The organism is Pseudoalteromonas sp. SWN29 (assembly GCF_015864465.1).
In the GTDB taxonomy this organism is placed as follows: Bacteria; Pseudomonadota; Gammaproteobacteria; order Enterobacterales; family Alteromonadaceae; genus Pseudoalteromonas.
Window position 1 is genome coordinate 1 of sequence record NZ_JADYXE010000012.1, and the last position, 19015, is coordinate 19015.

Genomic DNA, 19015 nt, shown 5'->3' on the forward strand with positions numbered 1-19015 from the left:
TGCATTACTTTTGATAAGACATTCCATGTCGCGTCTGTTAACATTAATCTTGGCATGAGGGTTCGGTGTAACGTTTTTTAGCGAATTCAATTATACCTTATTCTCATGCTGTTTGTTTTTTATACCGCAAAGATCAACACGCCCTAATATTAAAGCTAAGCGCTTCTATTTTTTTATTCTAAATTGGTGAGCCCGGTGGGATTGGCAGCACTTTAAAGTTGTTTGGCCATTGCCCTTTAATTAAAAACTGATTTACTTGCTCAGCTAAATATTGCTTAAACGCACTCTCGCCAGTACTGGTATTGCTAAGCATTGAGTTTTGATTAAAGTCTTCACTCAACTTAACTAAGTAGTAACGTAGCTGCGCTTGCACTTCAGGGCTTGTGCTATCGCTTGCGACTAAATCAGCAAACGTTTTTGCAGTTAAAAATTGCACGCGCTGAGTTATTTTACCTGTCATTGTATTAGGCGATGACACGTTAAACACTTGGCTATATAGCTCCTCAAGTAACTCATCTAAACTATAAAAGTCGTTACTGCGTGCTTGCTGCTGCGCTAGGCGGTTTAAACGCTGTGCATTTAATAAAAGCGACAAGCTGTGCTGCACTGCAACCTCGGGTAATGCCATTGCATCGAGCGTTAACCCTGTGCGCCCAACTATGCTCTCGCGCGATTTAGACTCGCCATACGCTTTTGGCGGAATTAGCGATAATACTGACTCCGGCAATAATAAGTTACTTGGCTTAAGCGTTGCAAAAATAGCGTTTACCGCTTCTTGCTGTGTTTTTTTATTAACGACTTGTGCGCCTTTTACGGCTGAGCCGTCGCGTGTTTCGTATTCGTAATCAACACCGGCTATAAGCTTGACCGCAGCCTCAACCTGAAAACGGTGAAACAGATAAAGCGGGACTAGTTTCTCTTCTAATTGAGATAATGCATCGCCCGTTTTAATATTATTAATACCAAACTGCGAAAGTGCTTTTTTACGTACGTCGAGTACGCGTAAAAGCTCCTTAGAAGGATTAGTGCCGTTATCCCATAAATGAGCTGTTGGATGCGCGCCACCTTTAGCACGAGCGTCGCTATCTGATATAAACTCAAGGCCTTTAGTTTTGTTCTCCTTTAAAATAGCGGCAAGTTCTGCACTTTCATCTTGGTTAGTAAAATCGCTGTAGCCATATTTAATTACTTGGGTATCCCACACGCCCATACCTGTTGCATAGCCGCGTGTTACATCAAGCTTACCTTGTTCATTAAAACTAAGTAGCGGGTGTGGGTAGTCCATTACTGAGGCTCTATCCCCTACCGATGCCGCAAAGTTATGAGAAATACCTAACGTGTGGCCAATTTCATGTGCACTTAATTGGCGAATACGATCAAGCGCCATTGCTTGTAAGTTTTTAGCAACTTCATTGCCTTTTAAATAAGGTGCAGCAAGTGCTTCGGCTATTAATATATCTTGGCGAACACGCAATGAGCCAAGTGTTACATGCCCCTTAAGTATTTCACCCGTGCGTGGGTCAATTACCGAGCTACCATATGACCAACCACGCGTTGCACGGTGTACCCATTGAATTACGTTGTAACGAATATCCATCGGGTCGGCGCTACTTGGCAGTACTTTTACTATAAATGCGTTTTTATATCCTGCAGCAGTAAATGCGTCGTTCCACCATTTTCCACCTTCAAGTAAAGCACTTTTAACAGGCTCTGGAACGCCAGGATCAAGGTAATAAACAATTGGTTTAACAGCTTCGCTAATAGGTAAGCTTGAATCTTTTTTAGTTAAACGGTGGCGCGGTATATAACGCACGTACATAGAGTCACCAAGCGGCGCTGCGTAATCTTTATGTTCTATACTCCAAAAGCCAGATTGTGGATTAAACTTGCGCGGTGTGTAGTTATCATCTGGTAATTGAATCAGTGAATGATGCATGTGTACGGTAAGTGAGTATGGGTCGGCACTTACTTGACGAACAAACTCACCTGGTTTTGTGCCTTTAAATGTAAGTACAGCTTCAAGCTCGGTGTTTTTTACAAATGCTTTTGAGCGATTCATATAAACGGCGCTACGTGATTCATCAAGGCTAAAGTTACCTTGCTTACGTGCAGCAAGCGTTCGGCTTACGCCATGTACATCACTTAACAAATAAGGTGTGTAATCAATAAGTGCTGTGGCTTTATCTTCTGCGACTACTTTAAAACCAGCAAGTATGCTTGATGCAAATGCTTCTTTAATACTTTGCTGCTCAGCCTTATTACTTGTATTAGCACGATAGTAAGTGTTTACAGCACGTAGCATTACTTTGTCGCCAAAACGCTCAAACTGTACAAGGTGAGTATTACCAAGCTGCCCTCTATCAAGACCTATGTCGTTAGAGCCAATACCGTATGGCAAGCTTTGTTGCAGTAAAAATTGTTGTTCAAACTTATCAACTTTTAAATATACTTTTCCGTTTTGGGTATCGTAAAAAAACGAATAATAGCCCGGAAAATGATTCATTTGCGTAGTAAATTCATCAATTGACTTAATTGCTGCGTGCGCTTGGGTTATGATAGAGCACAGCACAGTAAAGAATATGTAACTTAGTAGTGGTATTTTTTTCATAATCTTATCTTTGTTATTTGTGTTTTAAGTACGATTAGGTGGCCCATTATAGGGTGCTATTTAAACAATACAGTTATTTAAGACGAATTTCAGCGCTCTAAGCTAATCTCTCTCACATTATGATTGGTTTTAACACGTTATCAGGAAAATAGAATGCGTAGACTCCCTCCAGTATTACTTGAAGATGGTTGTTCAAGAGAACTTTTATCATTAATTCGAACAGTTTTAGCGGCATGTAAAGAAATTTCGTTTCGCGTTGGTCAAGGCGAGCTTTCTGGCGTGCTAGGTTCAACACTTGATGAAAACATTCAAGGCGAAACTCAAAAAAAGCTCGATGTATTATCTAATCAGCTGTTAAAAGATATTTTACTGGAATCAGGCACGGTTAAAGCAATCGCCTCTGAAGAAGAAGACTACACAGTAGCAGGTAACCCAGACGCTAAATTTATAGTGGCATTTGACCCACTTGATGGCTCCTCAAATACCGATATTAACTCGCTTGTCGGTACTATATTTTCTATTATGGAAGCGCCTGAAGGCTCAGATGCCGCTGACGAAAGCATATTTATGCAGCCAGGTCATAAACAAGTTGCAGCAGGTTACGTACTTTACGGCCCGTCAACTATGCTTGCGCTGACTACAGGTAAAGGCACGCGCATGTTTACCCTTGATAAAACACAAGGCAGCTTTTTACTTACACAAGATTTTGCAAGCATTCCTGCTGATACTAACGAATTTGCAATTAATACGTCTAACCAGCGCCATTGGCAACCAGCGATGCAAAGCTATATAAATGATTTGCTAGCAGGTGATACTGGTCCTCGCGCTAAAAACTTTAACATGCGCTGGATTGCAGCAATGGTGGGCGATGTGCATCGCGTACTTAGCCGTGGTGGTTTATTTACTTACCCTACCGATACAAAAGATCCTAAAAAGCCAAATAAATTACGCTTACTTTACGAAGCAAACCCAATGGCTATGCTAGTAGAACAAGCAGGCGGTATCGCTTCAACCGGTACCGAGCGTATTATGGATATTCAGCCTGATGCAATCCACCAGCGCGTAGCCGTTATTTTAGGTTCTAAAAACGAAGTAGAAACGTGCTTGGGATATCATAAATAATCGCTTAAAACGATTGTCCTTAATTGTAAAAAAACCGCATTTAAATTAAATGCGGTTTTTTGTAAGTGAGGTTTTATACCTCGTTTTTTAAACAAATCAAATTTTTACTAACGCAACTATTTGAGCAAGCTTTTGATGATTAAGCTCTCCCATTTGCTCACTATTACTGAGCGCATAAATAACACCTTCGTACTCAGTGCAATCAATATCGCCTCGCGATTCAATTACGTTTGCCCAAAGTTCTAAATCATCTAAGTCTATTTCACTACTCAAACATCGCTTTAGCACATCAACTAAAACCTCGGTTGAGAGAGTATAATGAGCTTTATTGCTATCAGCAGGGCTTGAAACGATAACCGATATAGCTTCATCTCTTTGTTCACCAAACGTAATAAATTCAGCTAATGCTTTTTGTGTATTCATAATATTTGTTATTCTTGGCTCACTGTTACTAAAAAGAATTATAATGACTCAACTTAACTGCACTCAATGCCACAGTACTCTAATGTGTAATGTAGACGATATATCAGCGTGTTGGTGCAATGAGCTGCCAGCTATTTTACCGCTTGATAGTGCCGCAACAAGTTGTTTATGCCGCAAGTGCACACTTAATAAAATAAATACTTTTTTAGAGGGTGTTTATACACAACCTATTAAAATCCAAATAGACTTTGCAAAACAATTTAGAGGTAACGACAATTTAATTGAAGAGCTCGACTACACCATGCAAAACGGCTACATGGTATTTAGTAAGTGGTTTTTTTTAAAGCGTGGTTCGTGCTGCAAAAATGGTTGTAAAAATTGCCCTTATGGTTTTAGAAAGTAAAAACTATTTAATACAAATACGAGCAAACATTGGTTTTTACCTTCACTTTCACTTCTCCTTGTGAGTAATATTTTAAATACTGTTATTCACAAAGAGGTTTAGAGGCGCTGCGCTTTTAGAGTAAGCGATTGTGTAAAAATAGTATTCAAATACGAGTAAGCACTGATTTTTATCTTCTCATTTTCTTCACTTCTCCTTGTGAGTAATACTTTAAATGCTGTTATTCACAAAAAGGCTTAAAGGCGCTGCGGCTTTAACGTGAGCAGGCTCTAAACCCACAACACGTCTACTTTTCTCCCGTGGCGATGGGCAATGAATCACTTGCGCCCCACTCACTCCACGAGCCATCGTAAACACTTAAATTTTTATACCCACATTCAGTAGCAAATAACGCTAAAACACACGCCGTAATACCTGAGCCACAGCTAAATTGTAACTGCTGCGCATCACCGACTACGTCATTAAATATCGCTTTAATTTCGGCAAGTGGTTTTGCTTCACCTTCATTGAGTAAATCCATAAAAGGCAACGAGCGACTATTAGGGATATGCCCACTTCGCATGCCTTTTCGGGGTTCACTTTCTTCGCCAGTAAAGCGAGTGCAAGCACGTGCATCTAGCAATACAATGTTAGGCTCATCTACTGCGTCAAGCACTTGCTCGCTATTAATAAAGTAATCAGAATTATAGTTTGCCGTAAAATCACCTTTACCTAACGATTAGCTATAACCCTGCTGTGTGGCGTAACCGCTCTCTAACCACTTTTTAAGGCCACCACTGAGTACTTTAACATTGTGATGCCCCATAGCTTTAAACATCCACCATGCTCTTGCTGCACTAAATAAACCGCCATCTTCGTATACAACTATAAACGACTCGTTATTTACACCTGCATTTTGCATCACGTGGGTAAACTGCTGCTCACTGCATACCGTACTTGGTAAGGGGTTTGATCTATCAGCCAACTCGTTTTTTATGTCAAAACGTTTAGCGTTAGGCAGCACAGCTTGCGGCGAATAAGTACCCAAAACACCAGGGCGCAGCATACCTGCATCAAATATCACTAATGCAGGATTATTAAGTTGCTCGTGCAATTGCTGACAGCTAATTAGGTTTTTCATTAATTATTTAGCACTACATATTTTGTCTAATACGTTTCTTAATTTTGTACTAGATGTATGAGAGGTATAAGAGAAATAACATATTTCAACATTAAACTTTTTAAAGTCAGCTTCTATTTGGTTCCACTTATCGGTGCCCTTCCAATCATCACCCACGAACATTTTATCAAACTTTAAATTGTTCCAGGCTTCTTCTTTGTCATAATTAACCTGGGGAACAACTTCATCAACAAATTTTATTGCTTCAACTATTTCCATACGCTCCTGAAAAGGAATCACTGGCTCTTTATTTTTAGCTGACTTGCTTAACTCATCGGTAGTAATACCCACAATTAAGTAATCACACTCTAATTTGGCTCTTTTCAGAATATTTAAATGACCTATGTGGAATAAGTCAAAAACACCCGTTGTATATCCAATTTTTTTCATTTCTAAAGCCCAATTATAATTTAGAGTTTATAAATCCTTTTAGTAGTTCGATTACATCCAAATACTTTTGTAATAGTTACTTATTTTTTATTAAATATTGAACAATTCTGTTACTTGCTTTACCGTCCATTTTACCCGCTAACTTTTCTGATAAAGACAATCTAATATTAGCTAAGCTTTCTGGTTCAGCCAGTTGTTGTTCAACTAACTTTTTAAGGTTTTTATATTTTTTGGCGTGTATAGCAACATTCGCATACTCACCATAATCTTGATCCATTCGCTTTTTAAAACGATATGAAAATATTCCTTTGTATCCCCACCGCAACTTCAAAAAATCGCACCAAATGACCGGCTTGTTTAACAGAGCAAATTCAAATAAAGCTGATGATGCATCACTAATCAATAAATCTGCTTTATCTAAAAAAGGCACTAACGAATAATCTTCTACTTTTGCTAAATATACATTGGGATACGTTGACCAATGATCTAGCAATTTCACGTGTTTTTTATAACGCTCTTTACTAATAGAAAAGTAATGAGGTTTTATTAAGATGTTGTAATCGCCAAAATGTTCCGGCCAATTTTCAGGAAATAACTCTAAGCTGCTTGGATAAAATGTAGGAGCGTATAAAATAGTTTGTTTTTTATTATCAAAGTTAGTTAATTCTAACGTGCCATCAATTTTTTCTTTATTGAAAATAGGGTCTAATTTGCAAAAGCCTACATCAACAAATTCATCACTTGGATACATTGATTTTAAACGGTTTAGTCTGTACTGTCCTTCAACAAATCTAACCGTCATTGCTTGACTAGACTTAGTATAGTAGCTTGATTTAGGGCCTATTCCGTGTCCAAGCTGAGCGCTTTTAGATACTTTATGTAAGCGGTCTAGGTAACAAAAAGAGTTAGCAAAAAACACCCAATCAGCTTTTTCATTTTCGTAATAAGCAATTGATTGTTCTTGTTCGTTAACCCAGATATGATCTAAGTCATAGTCATCTATAACACGCTGGATTAAATGTTCATGGCTATTTTTATAAAATACAAATTTACCTTTGATGCCATTTTTACATAATTCTTTATAAACAGGGATATACTGAGGAAGATAGTAAAGGCTTTGTGTATCAAAAATTATATTCATATGGGATCACTATTATTTTTTCTTTATATTCTACCTTGAAAGCAGCATAACAAAAACAAAGTGATTACATTTTTATAATTTCACCACGAAGTGGCGCCATTCTAGAAAGAATATCGTTTTGTAAGCTATGGCTAATGTTCTGCTCATTCATTGCATTTATAAGTAAATCAACTACACGGTTAAAGTCTTTCTCTGTAATATGCATACCGGTATGAATTGCCACCATAGAGTCGCCATCGTATGTACATGGGCCTTCTACTAACATACACATATGAGTAATAAACCCTTGGCGAAAGTACGCTATATTACTGTGTTCAAAGTAATGAATAACTTGCTCATCATTACCTATCTGATAAATAAAACTATCGACTATTCGAGCCAAGCCCGCTTTACCATCCAGCTTTTGATAAAGTGATAACTGAGTTGAGCTCGCGCACCCGCAAAGTAATCCTACACAGATTAAAAAAATACCAACGCTTTTCATTACCAATACCCTGTTACCGATAGGTACCAACCTGTTTGATCGTCAGCCCCTGCAATGCTCCCTAAATCAAGGTAAGCAGCCGTTACACTCACATGCTTATTGGGCATCCACGCTACAAATAAGTCTTTCCAATCTTGCTCGCCTAAATTTAGGTTATTTGATTTTTGACGATACTCAACGCCAACGGCAACTTGGCGACTAAAAAATATAGCTGTACTACCTTCAAATAATACTTTGCCGCTACCATTTACTCCGCCGTAACCCAGTAAACCAAGCTGATTAGCCTCGCTGTATCGTGTGGTTACGTTCCAAAACCAGTTATAGCCAGCAATAGCCCCTAAATGTAATTTACTAGCAGCGAGATAGTAGTCAGTGCCGCTGGTATCTTGTGCGCCTACGAGTGTTGCAATGCTGCCATCATCCAGTGATTTATGCTGAATACCTAAGCTAAGTTGTGGCCAATCACTGTAAACAATATCGCCGTATAAACGTATTTTAGCACCTGTAATTGACTGCTCTATTTCAGCATCAAGTGCTGGTACATCAAAGCGCTGTTGGGCATAGCTCAGTTCAACACGATTAAATAAATTAAGCTGTGCACCACATACATCAAGTGTGTAGTCGGTTACATCTGCGCGGCTACAAAAGCCATTTACCGAAAACTCATCATCACTTGCGTATCCAGCAAGCTGTGCCCATGGCACAATCCCGCCGCCACCGCTGCCTTCTATTTGAGAGACTCCCGGCGTAGCTAGCAGTTTTCCATTGCTTGCAACACTCGGTAAAGTAAATATTAATAACAGGCTAGCTAATAAACATTTAATTTTTTTCATAGTATTCCTCTAGCCATTTCTCTAATAGCTCTGCTTTTAGAGGCCTACTTAGGTAATATCCTTGTGCATGGTCGCAATGCATACTTTTAAGTAGATTTAACGAGCCAAGCGTTTCAACCCCCTCAGCTACAACCGAGAAACCTAGCTGGTGCCCCAGCGTAATTGATGATTGCACTATAAATTGATCTTTTTGCGATTCATCAAGTTTTAGGATAAAGCACTTATCTAGCTTAAGCTCATCAATAGGTAACATTTTTAATCGACCAAGTGATGTTTGCCCTACACCATAATCATCTAATGATATTTTAACGCCAATTGCCTTAAGATTTTCGAGCGCTTTAATACCTTTCTCTTCGTTTTCGATCATATCGCGCTCAGTAAGCTCAATAGTGATCAATCTAGGATCTACTTTATACTTTTTAAGTGTGCGTACTAATGCGGAATGAAAACCTGGAAATGCTATATCTTGCGCAGATACATTTATTGCAGCCTGTAAGTTTATATTTTTAGATTGCCAATCAGCGACTTGTGCAATAACCGTATTAACTACCCACGCGGTTAGCTCAACGATAAGCCCCGACTGCTCCGCTAAGTCAATAAATAGCTCGGGATTAACCCAGCTTCCGTCTTTTCGTTGCCAACGAATAAGTGACTCAACTTTATCTATTTTTTGCGTTTTCATGTGTAGTTTAGGCTGATAAGTCATAAATAACTGGCCATCGTCATCACTAATTGCCTGCTTTAATTCATCAAGCATTATTAAGCGTTCTAAATGCGCTTCGTCCTCACCATTTTGATAGTGATGTATGCTTTCTTGATTATTGGCTGCACTTTCTACTGCGATCAGTACACGGCGCATTAAGTCATCACTCGCAATACCTTGCGTAGGATACTGCACAATACCCGCACTGAAGCGTAAATTAATTTTAAGTGTTTGAATTGTATAGCACGCTTGTAATTGTGCCATTAAACCCACAATACCGCTTTTTTGCTCACGTACTGCAGCAGTCGGAAATACCGTTAAAAACTCATCGCCACCAATACGTGCATGAAAGCCCCCTAACTCATCCGAAAACTCACTTATTCTGCAAGCAACCGCCTTTAGGCAGTCATCACCAATGCGCGGACCGAGCTTATCGTTTATATGGCGAAGACCTTTTATGTCTATTGCAACGAGCGTGTACTCGGCTGATAAATCTAACTCATCATCAAGCACCTCAAGCATGGCTGAGCGGTTATAAAAGCCTGTTAGGGAATCGTGCCTGGCTTGAAAGCTAATTTGTTGCTCGCGCTGATTAATATCATTACCCATGCTATCAAACGCTGCGACTAGCGTGTCTATTTCGGTACTTTGCCTTTGGCCTTTAAACTCAAAGGCATAATTACCTTGTGCAAATTGCCTTGCAATTACAGCTAGTTGAGTAAGTGGCGTAGTTAAATTATTTGCAAATATGCTGCTCGTAATAACACCTACAAACATAGTTAAAATAGCTAAAATAATAAGTGTAAATAAGAGCTTATCAAAGTCATTATAGCTTTGTGTTAAATCAGCACTCAGTAAAATAATTATGGGATGGGTCAATAACGATGGTAGGTCTATATCGCGGTTACGATACACCAAGTACTCACCAAAAAAACGCGATGTGGTTACGGTACTAAAATAGCTAACAGGCTCAAATTGTTCAGGGCGATTAGCTAATGAGCTAATAACAATATCGTCAGCACTGCCTATAAAACTTACATCCATGCCTGTTAAGCTTTTTAGTTCATGGGCTACATTGTCATCAATTTTAAAGCCGACTAAACTATAGGCCACTGTACGTGGCGCTTTTACAGGTAATAAAATAATTTGATACAGATCGTTATTAAGCACCACAAAACTAGACTCTTCTGGCGCACTTAAAAGCTCCTCCATTAGCGGTTTTAAGTCATGTGCAAAAGCACCTTCATTTGTATTAGCCGAAATTAACTTACCCGATAAATCAAGTAACAGCATTAATTCGGCATCAATACGCTGGCTATGATTAAACAACACACTGCTGATTGTACCTGCATCTCGCGTAGCTACAGCTTGCTTAAAACCAAAATCGGAGGTGAGTACTTTTGCTGCGGTTAGTAGTAGGCTTTCTTTTGATTTTAAATACTGCTTATAAACATTTTGCGCTACGGTAATATCTTGATTTACTTTTTGTTCTTGAAATTTACTCGTAGACCACCAAAAACTAAATAAGCTGACCATAGTAGTTAATAACACTAAGCCGACACATAAAATGGTTATTCGATTTCGTAAACTATTAGTCATTACCAGCCTTAAACTTACTACCAAAAGTGTTTCTAGGTGCTGGAGAGGATGTATTTACAGTTATCTGTAACTGTTTTTGAGAATTAATTGTTATCATTTTTTTATTCTCCAATGGCGCTGTTTGCAAAGGGTGCCACACACTCACTTGTGCAGGTAGTGTATTAATAGGCAAACTTACATGGCCTTTTTTATCTGTTTTATATACGGATTCACTACTCGCTACATAAATATAGCCCACCATAGAATCATGAATATTACACCCTAAAACAACAACCCCTTGTTGCTCAAACGTAATGGGCTCTTTTGGTTGCCCTGAATATAATCTTAGTTGAAAAGGCTTAGCTTGTGAAAAAGAATAAACATGATGGCGAATATTATCGCTGTTAGGAAAGTTAACTTTTTGACCCTGTTGTACAACTAATAATTCGGGTAAAAACTGCTTATGAACTTGATCCATTATAGCAATGGGCAAATTTGATGGTGTGGCTTGTTTGTCAGCAATATTAAGCTCAACCACTGCACCTGATAATTTTTGGCCATGTTGATCTTCTATTACTAAATCAATATTAGCACTTAAAGCAAACTGACTAAAAAACAAACCTATAGCTAAAAAGTAACTGCTTTTTACAATTTTTTGCAATGCCCGTTCAAACATAACAACACCTAAATATTAATGTTAGGTTAAGTTAATTAGAGACGAGCACTAATTGCAAGAATTATAACCCAGTAACTAAAAATAAAGACTTAGTTACTGGCTTTGTTAGCACTTAAGTGCTGCTATTTAACAATTAATCCGTAATCGTTATCTAAAATAGTAATTACTTCTTGGCGAGGATCTTCAGGGATCACAATATCTTTACCCACAATTTTACTCGCTATGCCAACATAGGTATTTGACACTTCAAGCATTACTGATTCTGGTAAAATATAATCTTTAGCTAACTGCTCACGCTCACTCATGCGATCTTTATTTAATAATACGTCGCTCTCTGGCACATTATTAATAAGTAATTGGCGAAAGCCTTCTTTAGAGTTTTCAACAATTTTACCGTCTTGATAAGCCGCTTCATCCCAAATACGTGATGAATCTGGCGTGCCTACTTCATCAATATAAATAAGCTGCTGTGCGCCATTTAAATCCTCTACATAACCAAACTCAAATTTCGTATCTACAAAAATCTGGTCAAGCTTAGCAAGCTCATCGCTAATTAATTTAAAACCTTCAACTAACAGTTTTTCGTATTTGGTTACGTCATCTGCTGACTTAAAGTTAAATACATCTAAATTATTAGTAATGTTAGCGCGGGTAATATTTACATCATCAACTGGCGGAATATCGGCAACACCTTCAATAATACCTTTTGTTGATGGCGTAATTAGAACGTTATCAAGTTTTTGATTGGCTTTTAAGCCCTCTGGTAAATCAATACCACAAAAATTACGTACGCCTTTAGCGTAATCGCGCCACATGCTACCTGTAATATACTGGCGAGCAATTGCCTCTACTTTTACAGTACTGGCTTTGCGCACAATCCATACATATGGATGCGGAATATCAACAATGTGATTACCCGCAAGGCCTGCTTTATCAAATAGCTTAAACCAATGGGCTGCAACCGAGTTTAACGCTATACCTTTACCTGGTACGCCATTTAAACCATTTTCAGCTTGCCAAATGCAATCAAATGCAGAGATTCGGTCTGAAATAACCATAATCGCAAGCTCAGTACCCTGTGGCACTTTGTAGCCTTTATCTTTAATTAGTCGCGCGCTATCTTCATCAGTTAACCAATAAACTGAACGAACTTTACCGCTGTGTACTTCACCTTTGGTACGAATGGGTAAATCATCGTTTACGTCTAAAACTTTATAGCTAGTCATGCTATCTCCGGGGTTAGGGATGCTCTTTGAGCAAAGTATGGTATGGGGTTATATAGACTGTATAATAATCTAGCCAACCTCAAAGCTCAATCGGATGCTTAAAACAAATAAAGGCATATATTTATAAGCGGGTCGCAATGGGGTAAACTTAATGCGCTAACCAGCCTGAGGAGATAGCTTGAACTACTTAACTGCCACTAAAAATAAAAAATACTTAATGTATATTTCTCAAAATTACTCGTACGCTATTTTGAGACCGTTGCAGGCGCAGATATTGGCACATGGTGGTGAAGTACGTTGGTTTTTAGCTGGTAGCGAAGTAAACCCCAACTTTTTAGCCGCAAACGAGCAGCGTTTAGATACAATTAAAGATGTTAAAAGCTGGACTCCAAACATTACATTTATACCAGGAAATATAGTCCCAGGCTTTATTCCGGGTAAAAAAGTAGCTGTATTTCATGGTTTTAATTCTGAAAAACGCAGCTCTGAAGGTAATCGTGGGCATTTTACTATTCGTGGTTGTTACGATTTATATTGCACGCAAGGGCCAAATACAACAACCCGATTTAAAGAGCTAGCTAAGCAGCATGGTTTCTTTAAAGTAGTTGAAACCGGTTGGCCAACACTCGATCCGCTTTTTAACGATACCTTAAATAACCCTTATATAAGTGACGACTCTCGCCCCACTTTACTTATATGCTCTACTTTTTCACGAAAGCTGTCACTTGCTCCTAAACTATATGAGCAAATAAAACATTTTAGTGAACAAGGTAAATGGCGTATTTTGATGCAGTTTCACCCTAAAATGCCTGCCGAATGGGTTAATAAATACAAAGCGCTGAGTAACGAAAATCTAACATTTATTGAAACCGATAATGTATTGCCGTTACTCCAAGCAGCCGATGTTATGCTGTGCGATACATCGTCAGTTCTTTTAATGTTCTTACTACTACGTAAACCGGTAGTCACGTTTTGTAATCAAAAGCCCCTTCCTCATTTACTCGATATTACCGACGCTGATGAAGTAGAAGCAGCTATTGAACATGCGCTTACTAAACCTAGTGATTTAATGCAAAACATAGAAAGCTATTGCCAAGAACTTCATCCGTATACCGATGGTCAATCTAGCCAGCGCGTATTAAATGCAGCTAATGAATTTTTACAAAGTAACGATAAACTAAAATCCAAACCACTAAATATAATAAGACAGCTTAAAATGCGTAAAGATCTAAACTATTGGGGTTGGTAACCAGATAATGATAAATCTAAAAAACGTTACTTTTAAATGGCATAAAAGCGACAGTTCACCCACGCTCAGTATAAACGAGCTAGTTATTGAAAAAGGTGAGCATATTTTTTTACACGGTCCTAGTGGCTCTGGTAAATCTACATTATTAGCGATTCTTGCAGGTATTAATACCGCTACCAGCGGTGATGTATCAATTTCAAATCAAAACCTCAGTACGCTAAGTAATACTGCCCGTGATGCATTTAGAGCCGATCATATTGGCTACATTTTTCAAAACTTTAACCTGCTTCCTTACTTAACTCCTATTGAAAATATAACGCTTGGGTGTGAGTTTTCAAAAAGCCGAAAACAAAAAATATTAAAGCAATCATCAAATAAAAACTCTGCCTTACAAAAAGAAGCGATGCAGCTATTAAATGCTTTAGGTCTTACTGTGCAGTATCACCATAAAGATGTTGCAACACTGAGTATTGGACAGCAACAGCGCGTTGCTGCAGCTCGCGCATTTATAGGCAGCCCTGAATTAATAATTGCTGATGAGCCCACCTCCGCACTCGATACAAATAACCGTGAAAGCTTTATAAAGCTACTGTTTGAGCAGGCAACGTTATCTGATAGTACGCTGGTATTTGTGAGCCACGATGAAACACTAAAGCCTTTATTTAACCGCTCTATTGACCTTATAAGCTTGCAGGAACAAGTATGATTCTCGCTAAACTCGCTTACAAAAGCTTATTAAACCGTCGTGCAAGTGTACTATTAACACTATTTACTATCGCAATTAGTGTAATGCTACTTTTAAGTATTGAACGTGTACGAATTGATGCTAAAAGTAGTTTTAGTAATACTATTTCGGGCACTGATTTAATTGTTGGTGCACGTACCGGCGACATACAGTTGCTGCTTTCGTCAGTATTTAGAATCGGCCATACTAATAACGGCGTAAGCTGGAAAAGTTATGAATACATAACAAGTCAGCGAGGCGTAAAATGGAGCATACCTATAAGCCTAGGCGACAGCCATAAAGGCCAAGCGGTACTAGGCACAACACTTGATTATTTTAGCCATTATCGTTTTGCAAAAAAACAAAATTTAACCTTTAACAAAGGCCACCCTTTTGCTGCAATTAACGAAGTGGTGCTAGGTAGTGAAGTTGCAAATAAATTAGGTTATAAACTTAACGACTCTATTGTTATATCCCACGGTATGGGGAACACCAGCTTTCATCATCATGACGACAACCCATTTAAAATCGTCGGCATTTTAAATCCAACAGGCACGCCTGTTGATAAAACATTGCATATACCTTTAGCTGCAATCGATTTAATTCACGGCGGTTCAAGTCTAGCTCCCGCTGAACACGCTGAACACGCTGAACACGCTGAACACGCTGAACACGCTGAACACGCTGAACACGCTGAACACGCAAAGCATAATGATTTAACAGGTCATCCTAAACAAATTACGGCATTTTTAATGGGGTTTAATTCGCCTTTATACACACTACAAATTAGGCGCAATATAAATCAATATAAGCAAGAAGCCCTGCTTGGGATTATGCCAACCGTAACACTTAAAGAGTTGTGGGAAATGCTCGCCATAGTAGAAAAGATACTGTTACTATTCTCAGCTGTTGTCGTGTTAGTAAGCCTACTTGGCATGCTAACGACATTGCTTGCAAATTTAAGTCAGCGTCGTCGCGAACTTGCTATATTACGTTCGGTAGGCGCTCGCCCTTGGCATTTATTTACACTTATAAGTATTGAGTCACTAATGACCACTTTACTTGGTTGCCTAGTAGGTAGTGCACTTTACTATTTAGTTATTTTTTCAGCCAGCGGTTACTTACAAAGCCATGCCGGTATAAGCGTAAATATCACTATGCTCTCTTACTATGAACTGGGCTTAATCGGCGTTATTATGGCAGCCGGTTTTATTATTGGCTTAATACCCGCTACTCGCGCTTATTTTTATTCACTCAGCGATGGCATGAGTATAAAAGCATAATTTTTAGGTACTCTATGACATTTTTTAAAACAGCAGTTAATTACAGCTTGTGTATTAGCTTATTATTTATAAGCTTTATAAGCAGTGCCAATCCACCAAAAGAAATTTTTTGGGAAGACTTAATCCCTAAAAACCACGTGCAAATAGACACTCAAGCACAAGCTAATCACGAAGGTAGTGATCAAAACTGGGTGCAACCCGATTTAGATGCACCAGTAGTAAAAGCACTTGATGGGCAATCGGTAAGCTTACCCGGCTTTGTTGTACCGCTTGAGGGCGATAGCGAAGTCATTACCGAGTTTTTACTCGTCCCTTATTTTGGCGCCTGTATACACGTACCACCACCACCGCCAAATCAAATAGTCCATGTAACAATTAAAGGTGGAGTACCAATAGATAGCCTATACGACGCAATTGTTGTAACTGGAATAATAAGTACACAAACATGGTCGGGCGAAATAGCGCAGGTAGGATATAAAATGAAAGCGGTCGGTGTAGCACCGTTCGAGCTTTAAACTAAAGGGCCAGCTTTAAAAGCTGGCCCTTAAATATCATTAAATTTAGAATCGATAAAATTCAAATAACTAAATATTCAAATAACTAGATAACTATTTTTGGCAATTTGAGCAAAAAATAGTACTGCGCTGCCCCAATCTAATTTCTTCCAATTCGTTTTCACACGTCATACATGGCTTGCCTTTGCGCCCATATACTAATAACTCTTGAGCAAAATACCCTGGCTTACCATCACTTTGTGCAAAGTCTTTAAGCGTTGTACCACCTTGTATTATAGCCGCAGCAAGCGTGTCTTTTATAATAGGGATAAGTGCTTGATAACGTTTGAGCGATACTTTTCCCGCTTCTCGCTTTGGATGTATACCCGCTTTAAATAACGATTCATTCGCGTAAATATTACCAACACCAACCACCACTGCGTTATCCATAATAAACTGTTTTACGGGTACTTTTTTATTGCGCGATTGCTCATACACACGTTTAGCAAAAAAATCATCAGTAAGCGGCTCAGGACCAAGCTTAGAGAGTAGCTTATGCACTTCACCTGGCTCTTGCCATAAGCAGCAACCAAAGCGACGAGGATCGTTTAAGCGCAGTGCTTTACCGTTGCCAAAAATAAACTCTACATGGTCATGCTTTTTAAGCGGCTCACTTTTATCTACAACACGTAAATTACCTGACATACCCAAATGTAAAATAGCGCTCCCAAGCTCACAGTGTAAAAGTAAGTATTTAGCTCGTCGTTCAATACTAGTAACAATTAGCCCTTCAAGCTGATACACGTCATCAGGCACTGGCCAGCGCATACTGGCATTGTAAATATTTACCTTAGTAACTACTTGGTTTTGTACGTGGGGAGTGATGCCCATTCGGCTCACTTCTACCTCTGGTAATTCAGGCATTAATTAGACTCACTTTATGAAAAATCAAAAATAGGAAATAACTGCTGTGCAGTTTTTAAATCGAGTGCGAGTATTCGTTGGCTACTCTTTTCGAGTAAGTAATATTGCCCATCACCTTTATAAAGCAAATAAACCCAAGGTAAACTCTCGCCAGCCAACTCAAATGTAGCAACATATAAAGGCTCATTAGGATTAAAAACAACAGATTCGCTAACGCCCATTAACTGCGCGCTTTGCCACTGATTAATTAAATCACTAAGTTGCTGCTCAGAGGCTTGCCACACAAGCGGTATATCTTTTTGTAGCGGGGCTGTACGCCAGCTTGTTCCTATGCGCTCAATTTTTTGATCAACAAATTGCAGTGTGAGTACAAAACTTTGCTGGGGGAGTACGGCTTGTAATGTTGGTTTATCCTCCCCTCCAAAAAGTTGCTTATGCCAGCCATTTAAGAAGAAGATCATAATCAACATCGAAAATATTATAACGTTGTTCCAACCTTTACGGCCCAGTCGCATATTAATACACCTAGTAAATTCAAGATTTTAAAGTGTAACTAAAACTTAATTGCGCTGTCTATATGTTAAAGGCCGCAGACTTTGTTAGAATATCGGCAAATTTAAAGGAGTTCCGTCAATGTCTATGTATGTAGTGGGCCATAAAATCCCAGATTCAGATTCTATTTGTGGTGCAATTGCACTGGCTTATTTAAAAAACCAAATCGATGAGCCAGCAATTCCAACTCGTCTTGGTGAAATTTCACCTGAAACCCAATTTATCCTTGATAAATTTGGCTTCGAAGCACCAGAGCTTAAATTAAGCTACGCGGGTGAAGATGTGTATATTGTAGATCACACAGAAAAAACACAAGCACCTGATGATATCGACCAAGCTCGCGTTGTTGGCGTGGTAGATCACCACAAATTAGGTGACTTAACATCATCTACTCCGCTTGAATGCTGGATTCGTCCTGTTGGTTGTTCAAACACCATTATTAAAATGATGTACGACTTCTACAGCGTAGAAATCCCTAAAGACATCGCGGGTATTATGATGTGTGCAATTTTAAGCGACACAGTCATATTTAAATCACCAACATGTACCACTGCCGATATTAAATGTGTTGAAGCGCTAGCTGAAATTGCAGGCATCGAAGACTTTAAAGAATTGGGTATGGATATGTTCCGCGTTAAATCTGCGGTAGAAGACACACCAGCACGTGATTTAGTAATGCGTGACTTTAAAGATTTCAACATGAACGGTAACCTGGTAGGCATTGGCCAACTAGAAGTAATCGACCTTGCTGTTTTTGACGATATTAAAGCAGACCTTGCAGCCGATATTGCTAAGCTAAAAGTTGAGGGTAATCGCCACTCGGTATTTTTACTGCTTACCGATATAATGAAAGAAGGCTCAGAAATGCTAATTGTATCTGACGATGCAAACTTAGTTGAGCAGGCTTACGGTGTAAAACCAGAGAATGATAAAGTATGGTTAGATGGTGTACTGAGCCGTAAAAAGCAAGTAGTTCCACCACTACAAGATGCATTCACAAAAATCTAATGTGTTTTCGCTAATTAATTTAAAAGCCTTGTTGG

18 protein-coding genes and 1 pseudogene are annotated in these 19015 nt (G+C 38.8%); 7 read left to right on the forward strand and 12 right to left on the reverse strand.

What is annotated here, in order from left to right; genetic code table 11:
* Nucleotides 1-178: 178 nt before the first annotated feature.
* Nucleotides 179-2608 (reverse strand): zinc-dependent metalloprotease, encoded by a 2430-nt coding sequence (locus I6F53_RS06300; RefSeq protein ID WP_197238925.1) that lies wholly within the window; start codon nt 2606-2608, stop codon nt 179-181.
* A gap of 153 nt (nt 2609-2761) precedes the next feature.
* Here I6F53_RS06300 and I6F53_RS06305 point away from each other — a divergent pair, with 153 nt between their 5' ends.
* On the forward strand, nt 2762-3730 hold the full coding sequence (locus I6F53_RS06305; protein WP_197238926.1) for a class 1 fructose-bisphosphatase: 969 nt from the start codon (nt 2762-2764) through the stop codon (nt 3728-3730).
* A 96-nt stretch (nt 3731-3826) separates the two neighbouring features.
* On the opposite strand, the gene I6F53_RS06310 is transcribed toward I6F53_RS06305, so the two are convergent.
* Nucleotides 3827-4153: a hypothetical protein gene (locus I6F53_RS06310; protein WP_197177979.1), complete on the reverse strand. Its 327-nt coding sequence runs from the start codon at nt 4151-4153 to the stop codon at nt 3827-3829.
* 43 nt (nt 4154-4196) lie between these two features.
* On the opposite strand from I6F53_RS06310, the gene I6F53_RS06315 reads away from it, so the two are divergent.
* Nucleotides 4197-4556 (forward strand): DUF5522 domain-containing protein, encoded by a 360-nt coding sequence (locus tag I6F53_RS06315; protein ID WP_197177980.1) that lies wholly within the window; start codon nt 4197-4199, stop codon nt 4554-4556.
* A gap of 286 nt (nt 4557-4842) precedes the next feature.
* Here the strand turns inward: I6F53_RS06315 and I6F53_RS06320 are convergent.
* The 8 genes and pseudogenes from I6F53_RS06320 to I6F53_RS06355 all read right to left on the reverse strand — a co-directional run bounded on the left by I6F53_RS06320 (nt 4843) and on the right by I6F53_RS06355 (nt 12746).
* Nucleotides 4843-5676 (reverse strand): annotated as a pseudogene (locus I6F53_RS06320) (sulfurtransferase).
* Nucleotides 5677-5679: 3 nt separating this feature from the next.
* Nucleotides 5680-6105, reverse strand: a complete 426-nt coding sequence (locus I6F53_RS06325; RefSeq protein WP_004335499.1) for an adenylyltransferase/cytidyltransferase family protein — start codon at nt 6103-6105, stop codon at nt 5680-5682.
* Between the two features lie 76 nt (nt 6106-6181).
* Nucleotides 6182-7246 carry a CDP-glycerol glycerophosphotransferase family protein gene (locus I6F53_RS06330; protein ID WP_197177981.1) on the reverse strand — a complete coding sequence of 355 codons (1065 nt, stop codon included), beginning with the start codon at nt 7244-7246 and terminating at the stop codon, nt 6182-6184.
* Between the two features lie 64 nt (nt 7247-7310).
* A complete protein-coding gene (locus tag I6F53_RS06335; RefSeq protein ID WP_197177982.1) occupies nt 7311-7730 on the reverse strand; it encodes a group I truncated hemoglobin in 420 nt (139 codons plus the stop codon).
* Nucleotides 7730-8563 (reverse strand): DUF3034 family protein, encoded by an 834-nt coding sequence (locus tag I6F53_RS06340; RefSeq protein WP_197177983.1) that lies wholly within the window; start codon nt 8561-8563, stop codon nt 7730-7732. The genes I6F53_RS06335 and I6F53_RS06340 overlap by 1 nt, the downstream gene beginning before the upstream one ends.
* The gene (locus tag I6F53_RS06345) at nt 8550-10865 is read right to left on the reverse strand and encodes a bifunctional diguanylate cyclase/phosphodiesterase (RefSeq protein ID WP_197238927.1); all 2316 of its coding nucleotides are present in this window, start codon (nt 10863-10865) and stop codon (nt 8550-8552) included. The genes I6F53_RS06340 and I6F53_RS06345 overlap by 14 nt, the downstream gene beginning before the upstream one ends.
* The gene (locus I6F53_RS06350) at nt 10858-11520 is read right to left on the reverse strand and encodes a methylamine utilization protein (RefSeq protein WP_197238928.1); all 663 of its coding nucleotides are present in this window, start codon (nt 11518-11520) and stop codon (nt 10858-10860) included. Before I6F53_RS06350 ends, I6F53_RS06345 begins: the two co-directional genes overlap by 8 nt.
* 122 nt (nt 11521-11642) lie before the next feature.
* A complete protein-coding gene (locus tag I6F53_RS06355; protein ID WP_197238929.1) occupies nt 11643-12746 on the reverse strand; it encodes a phosphoribosylaminoimidazolesuccinocarboxamide synthase in 1104 nt (367 codons plus the stop codon).
* A gap of 178 nt (nt 12747-12924) precedes the next feature.
* Here I6F53_RS06355 and I6F53_RS06360 point away from each other — a divergent pair, with 178 nt between their 5' ends.
* The 4 genes from I6F53_RS06360 to I6F53_RS06375 are packed head-to-tail and all read left to right on the forward strand — an operon-like array spanning nt 12925 to nt 16517.
* Nucleotides 12925-13995, forward strand: a complete 1071-nt coding sequence (locus I6F53_RS06360) for a CDP-glycerol glycerophosphotransferase family protein (protein WP_197238931.1) — start codon at nt 12925-12927, stop codon at nt 13993-13995.
* A 7-nt stretch (nt 13996-14002) separates the two neighbouring features.
* The gene (locus I6F53_RS06365; protein ID WP_197238932.1) at nt 14003-14701 is read left to right on the forward strand and encodes an ABC transporter ATP-binding protein; all 699 of its coding nucleotides are present in this window, start codon (nt 14003-14005) and stop codon (nt 14699-14701) included.
* Nucleotides 14698-16002 (forward strand): ABC transporter permease, encoded by a 1305-nt coding sequence (locus tag I6F53_RS06370; RefSeq protein ID WP_197238934.1) that lies wholly within the window; start codon nt 14698-14700, stop codon nt 16000-16002. Before I6F53_RS06365 ends, I6F53_RS06370 begins: the two co-directional genes overlap by 4 nt.
* A gap of 14 nt (nt 16003-16016) precedes the next feature.
* Nucleotides 16017-16517 (forward strand): DUF3299 domain-containing protein, encoded by a 501-nt coding sequence (locus I6F53_RS06375; protein ID WP_197238935.1) that lies wholly within the window; start codon nt 16017-16019, stop codon nt 16515-16517.
* Between the two features lie 93 nt (nt 16518-16610).
* Here I6F53_RS06375 and mutM read toward each other — a convergent pair whose 3' ends face one another.
* Together mutM and I6F53_RS06385 are read right to left on the reverse strand one after the other, a co-directional pair.
* Entirely contained in the window at nt 16611-17420 is an 810-nt protein-coding gene (gene mutM / locus I6F53_RS06380; protein WP_197238936.1) for a bifunctional DNA-formamidopyrimidine glycosylase/DNA-(apurinic or apyrimidinic site) lyase, read from the reverse strand.
* Nucleotides 17421-17434: 14 nt separating this feature from the next.
* Nucleotides 17435-17935, reverse strand: coding sequence for a hypothetical protein (locus I6F53_RS06385; protein ID WP_197238937.1), 501 nt, complete (start codon nt 17933-17935; stop codon nt 17435-17437).
* A 118-nt stretch (nt 17936-18053) separates the two neighbouring features.
* Between I6F53_RS06385 and I6F53_RS06390 the strand changes: the two genes are divergently transcribed.
* Nucleotides 18054-18980, forward strand: a complete 927-nt coding sequence (locus I6F53_RS06390) for a manganese-dependent inorganic pyrophosphatase (RefSeq protein WP_101216007.1) — start codon at nt 18054-18056, stop codon at nt 18978-18980.
* Nucleotides 18981-19015: the final 35 nt, after the last annotated feature.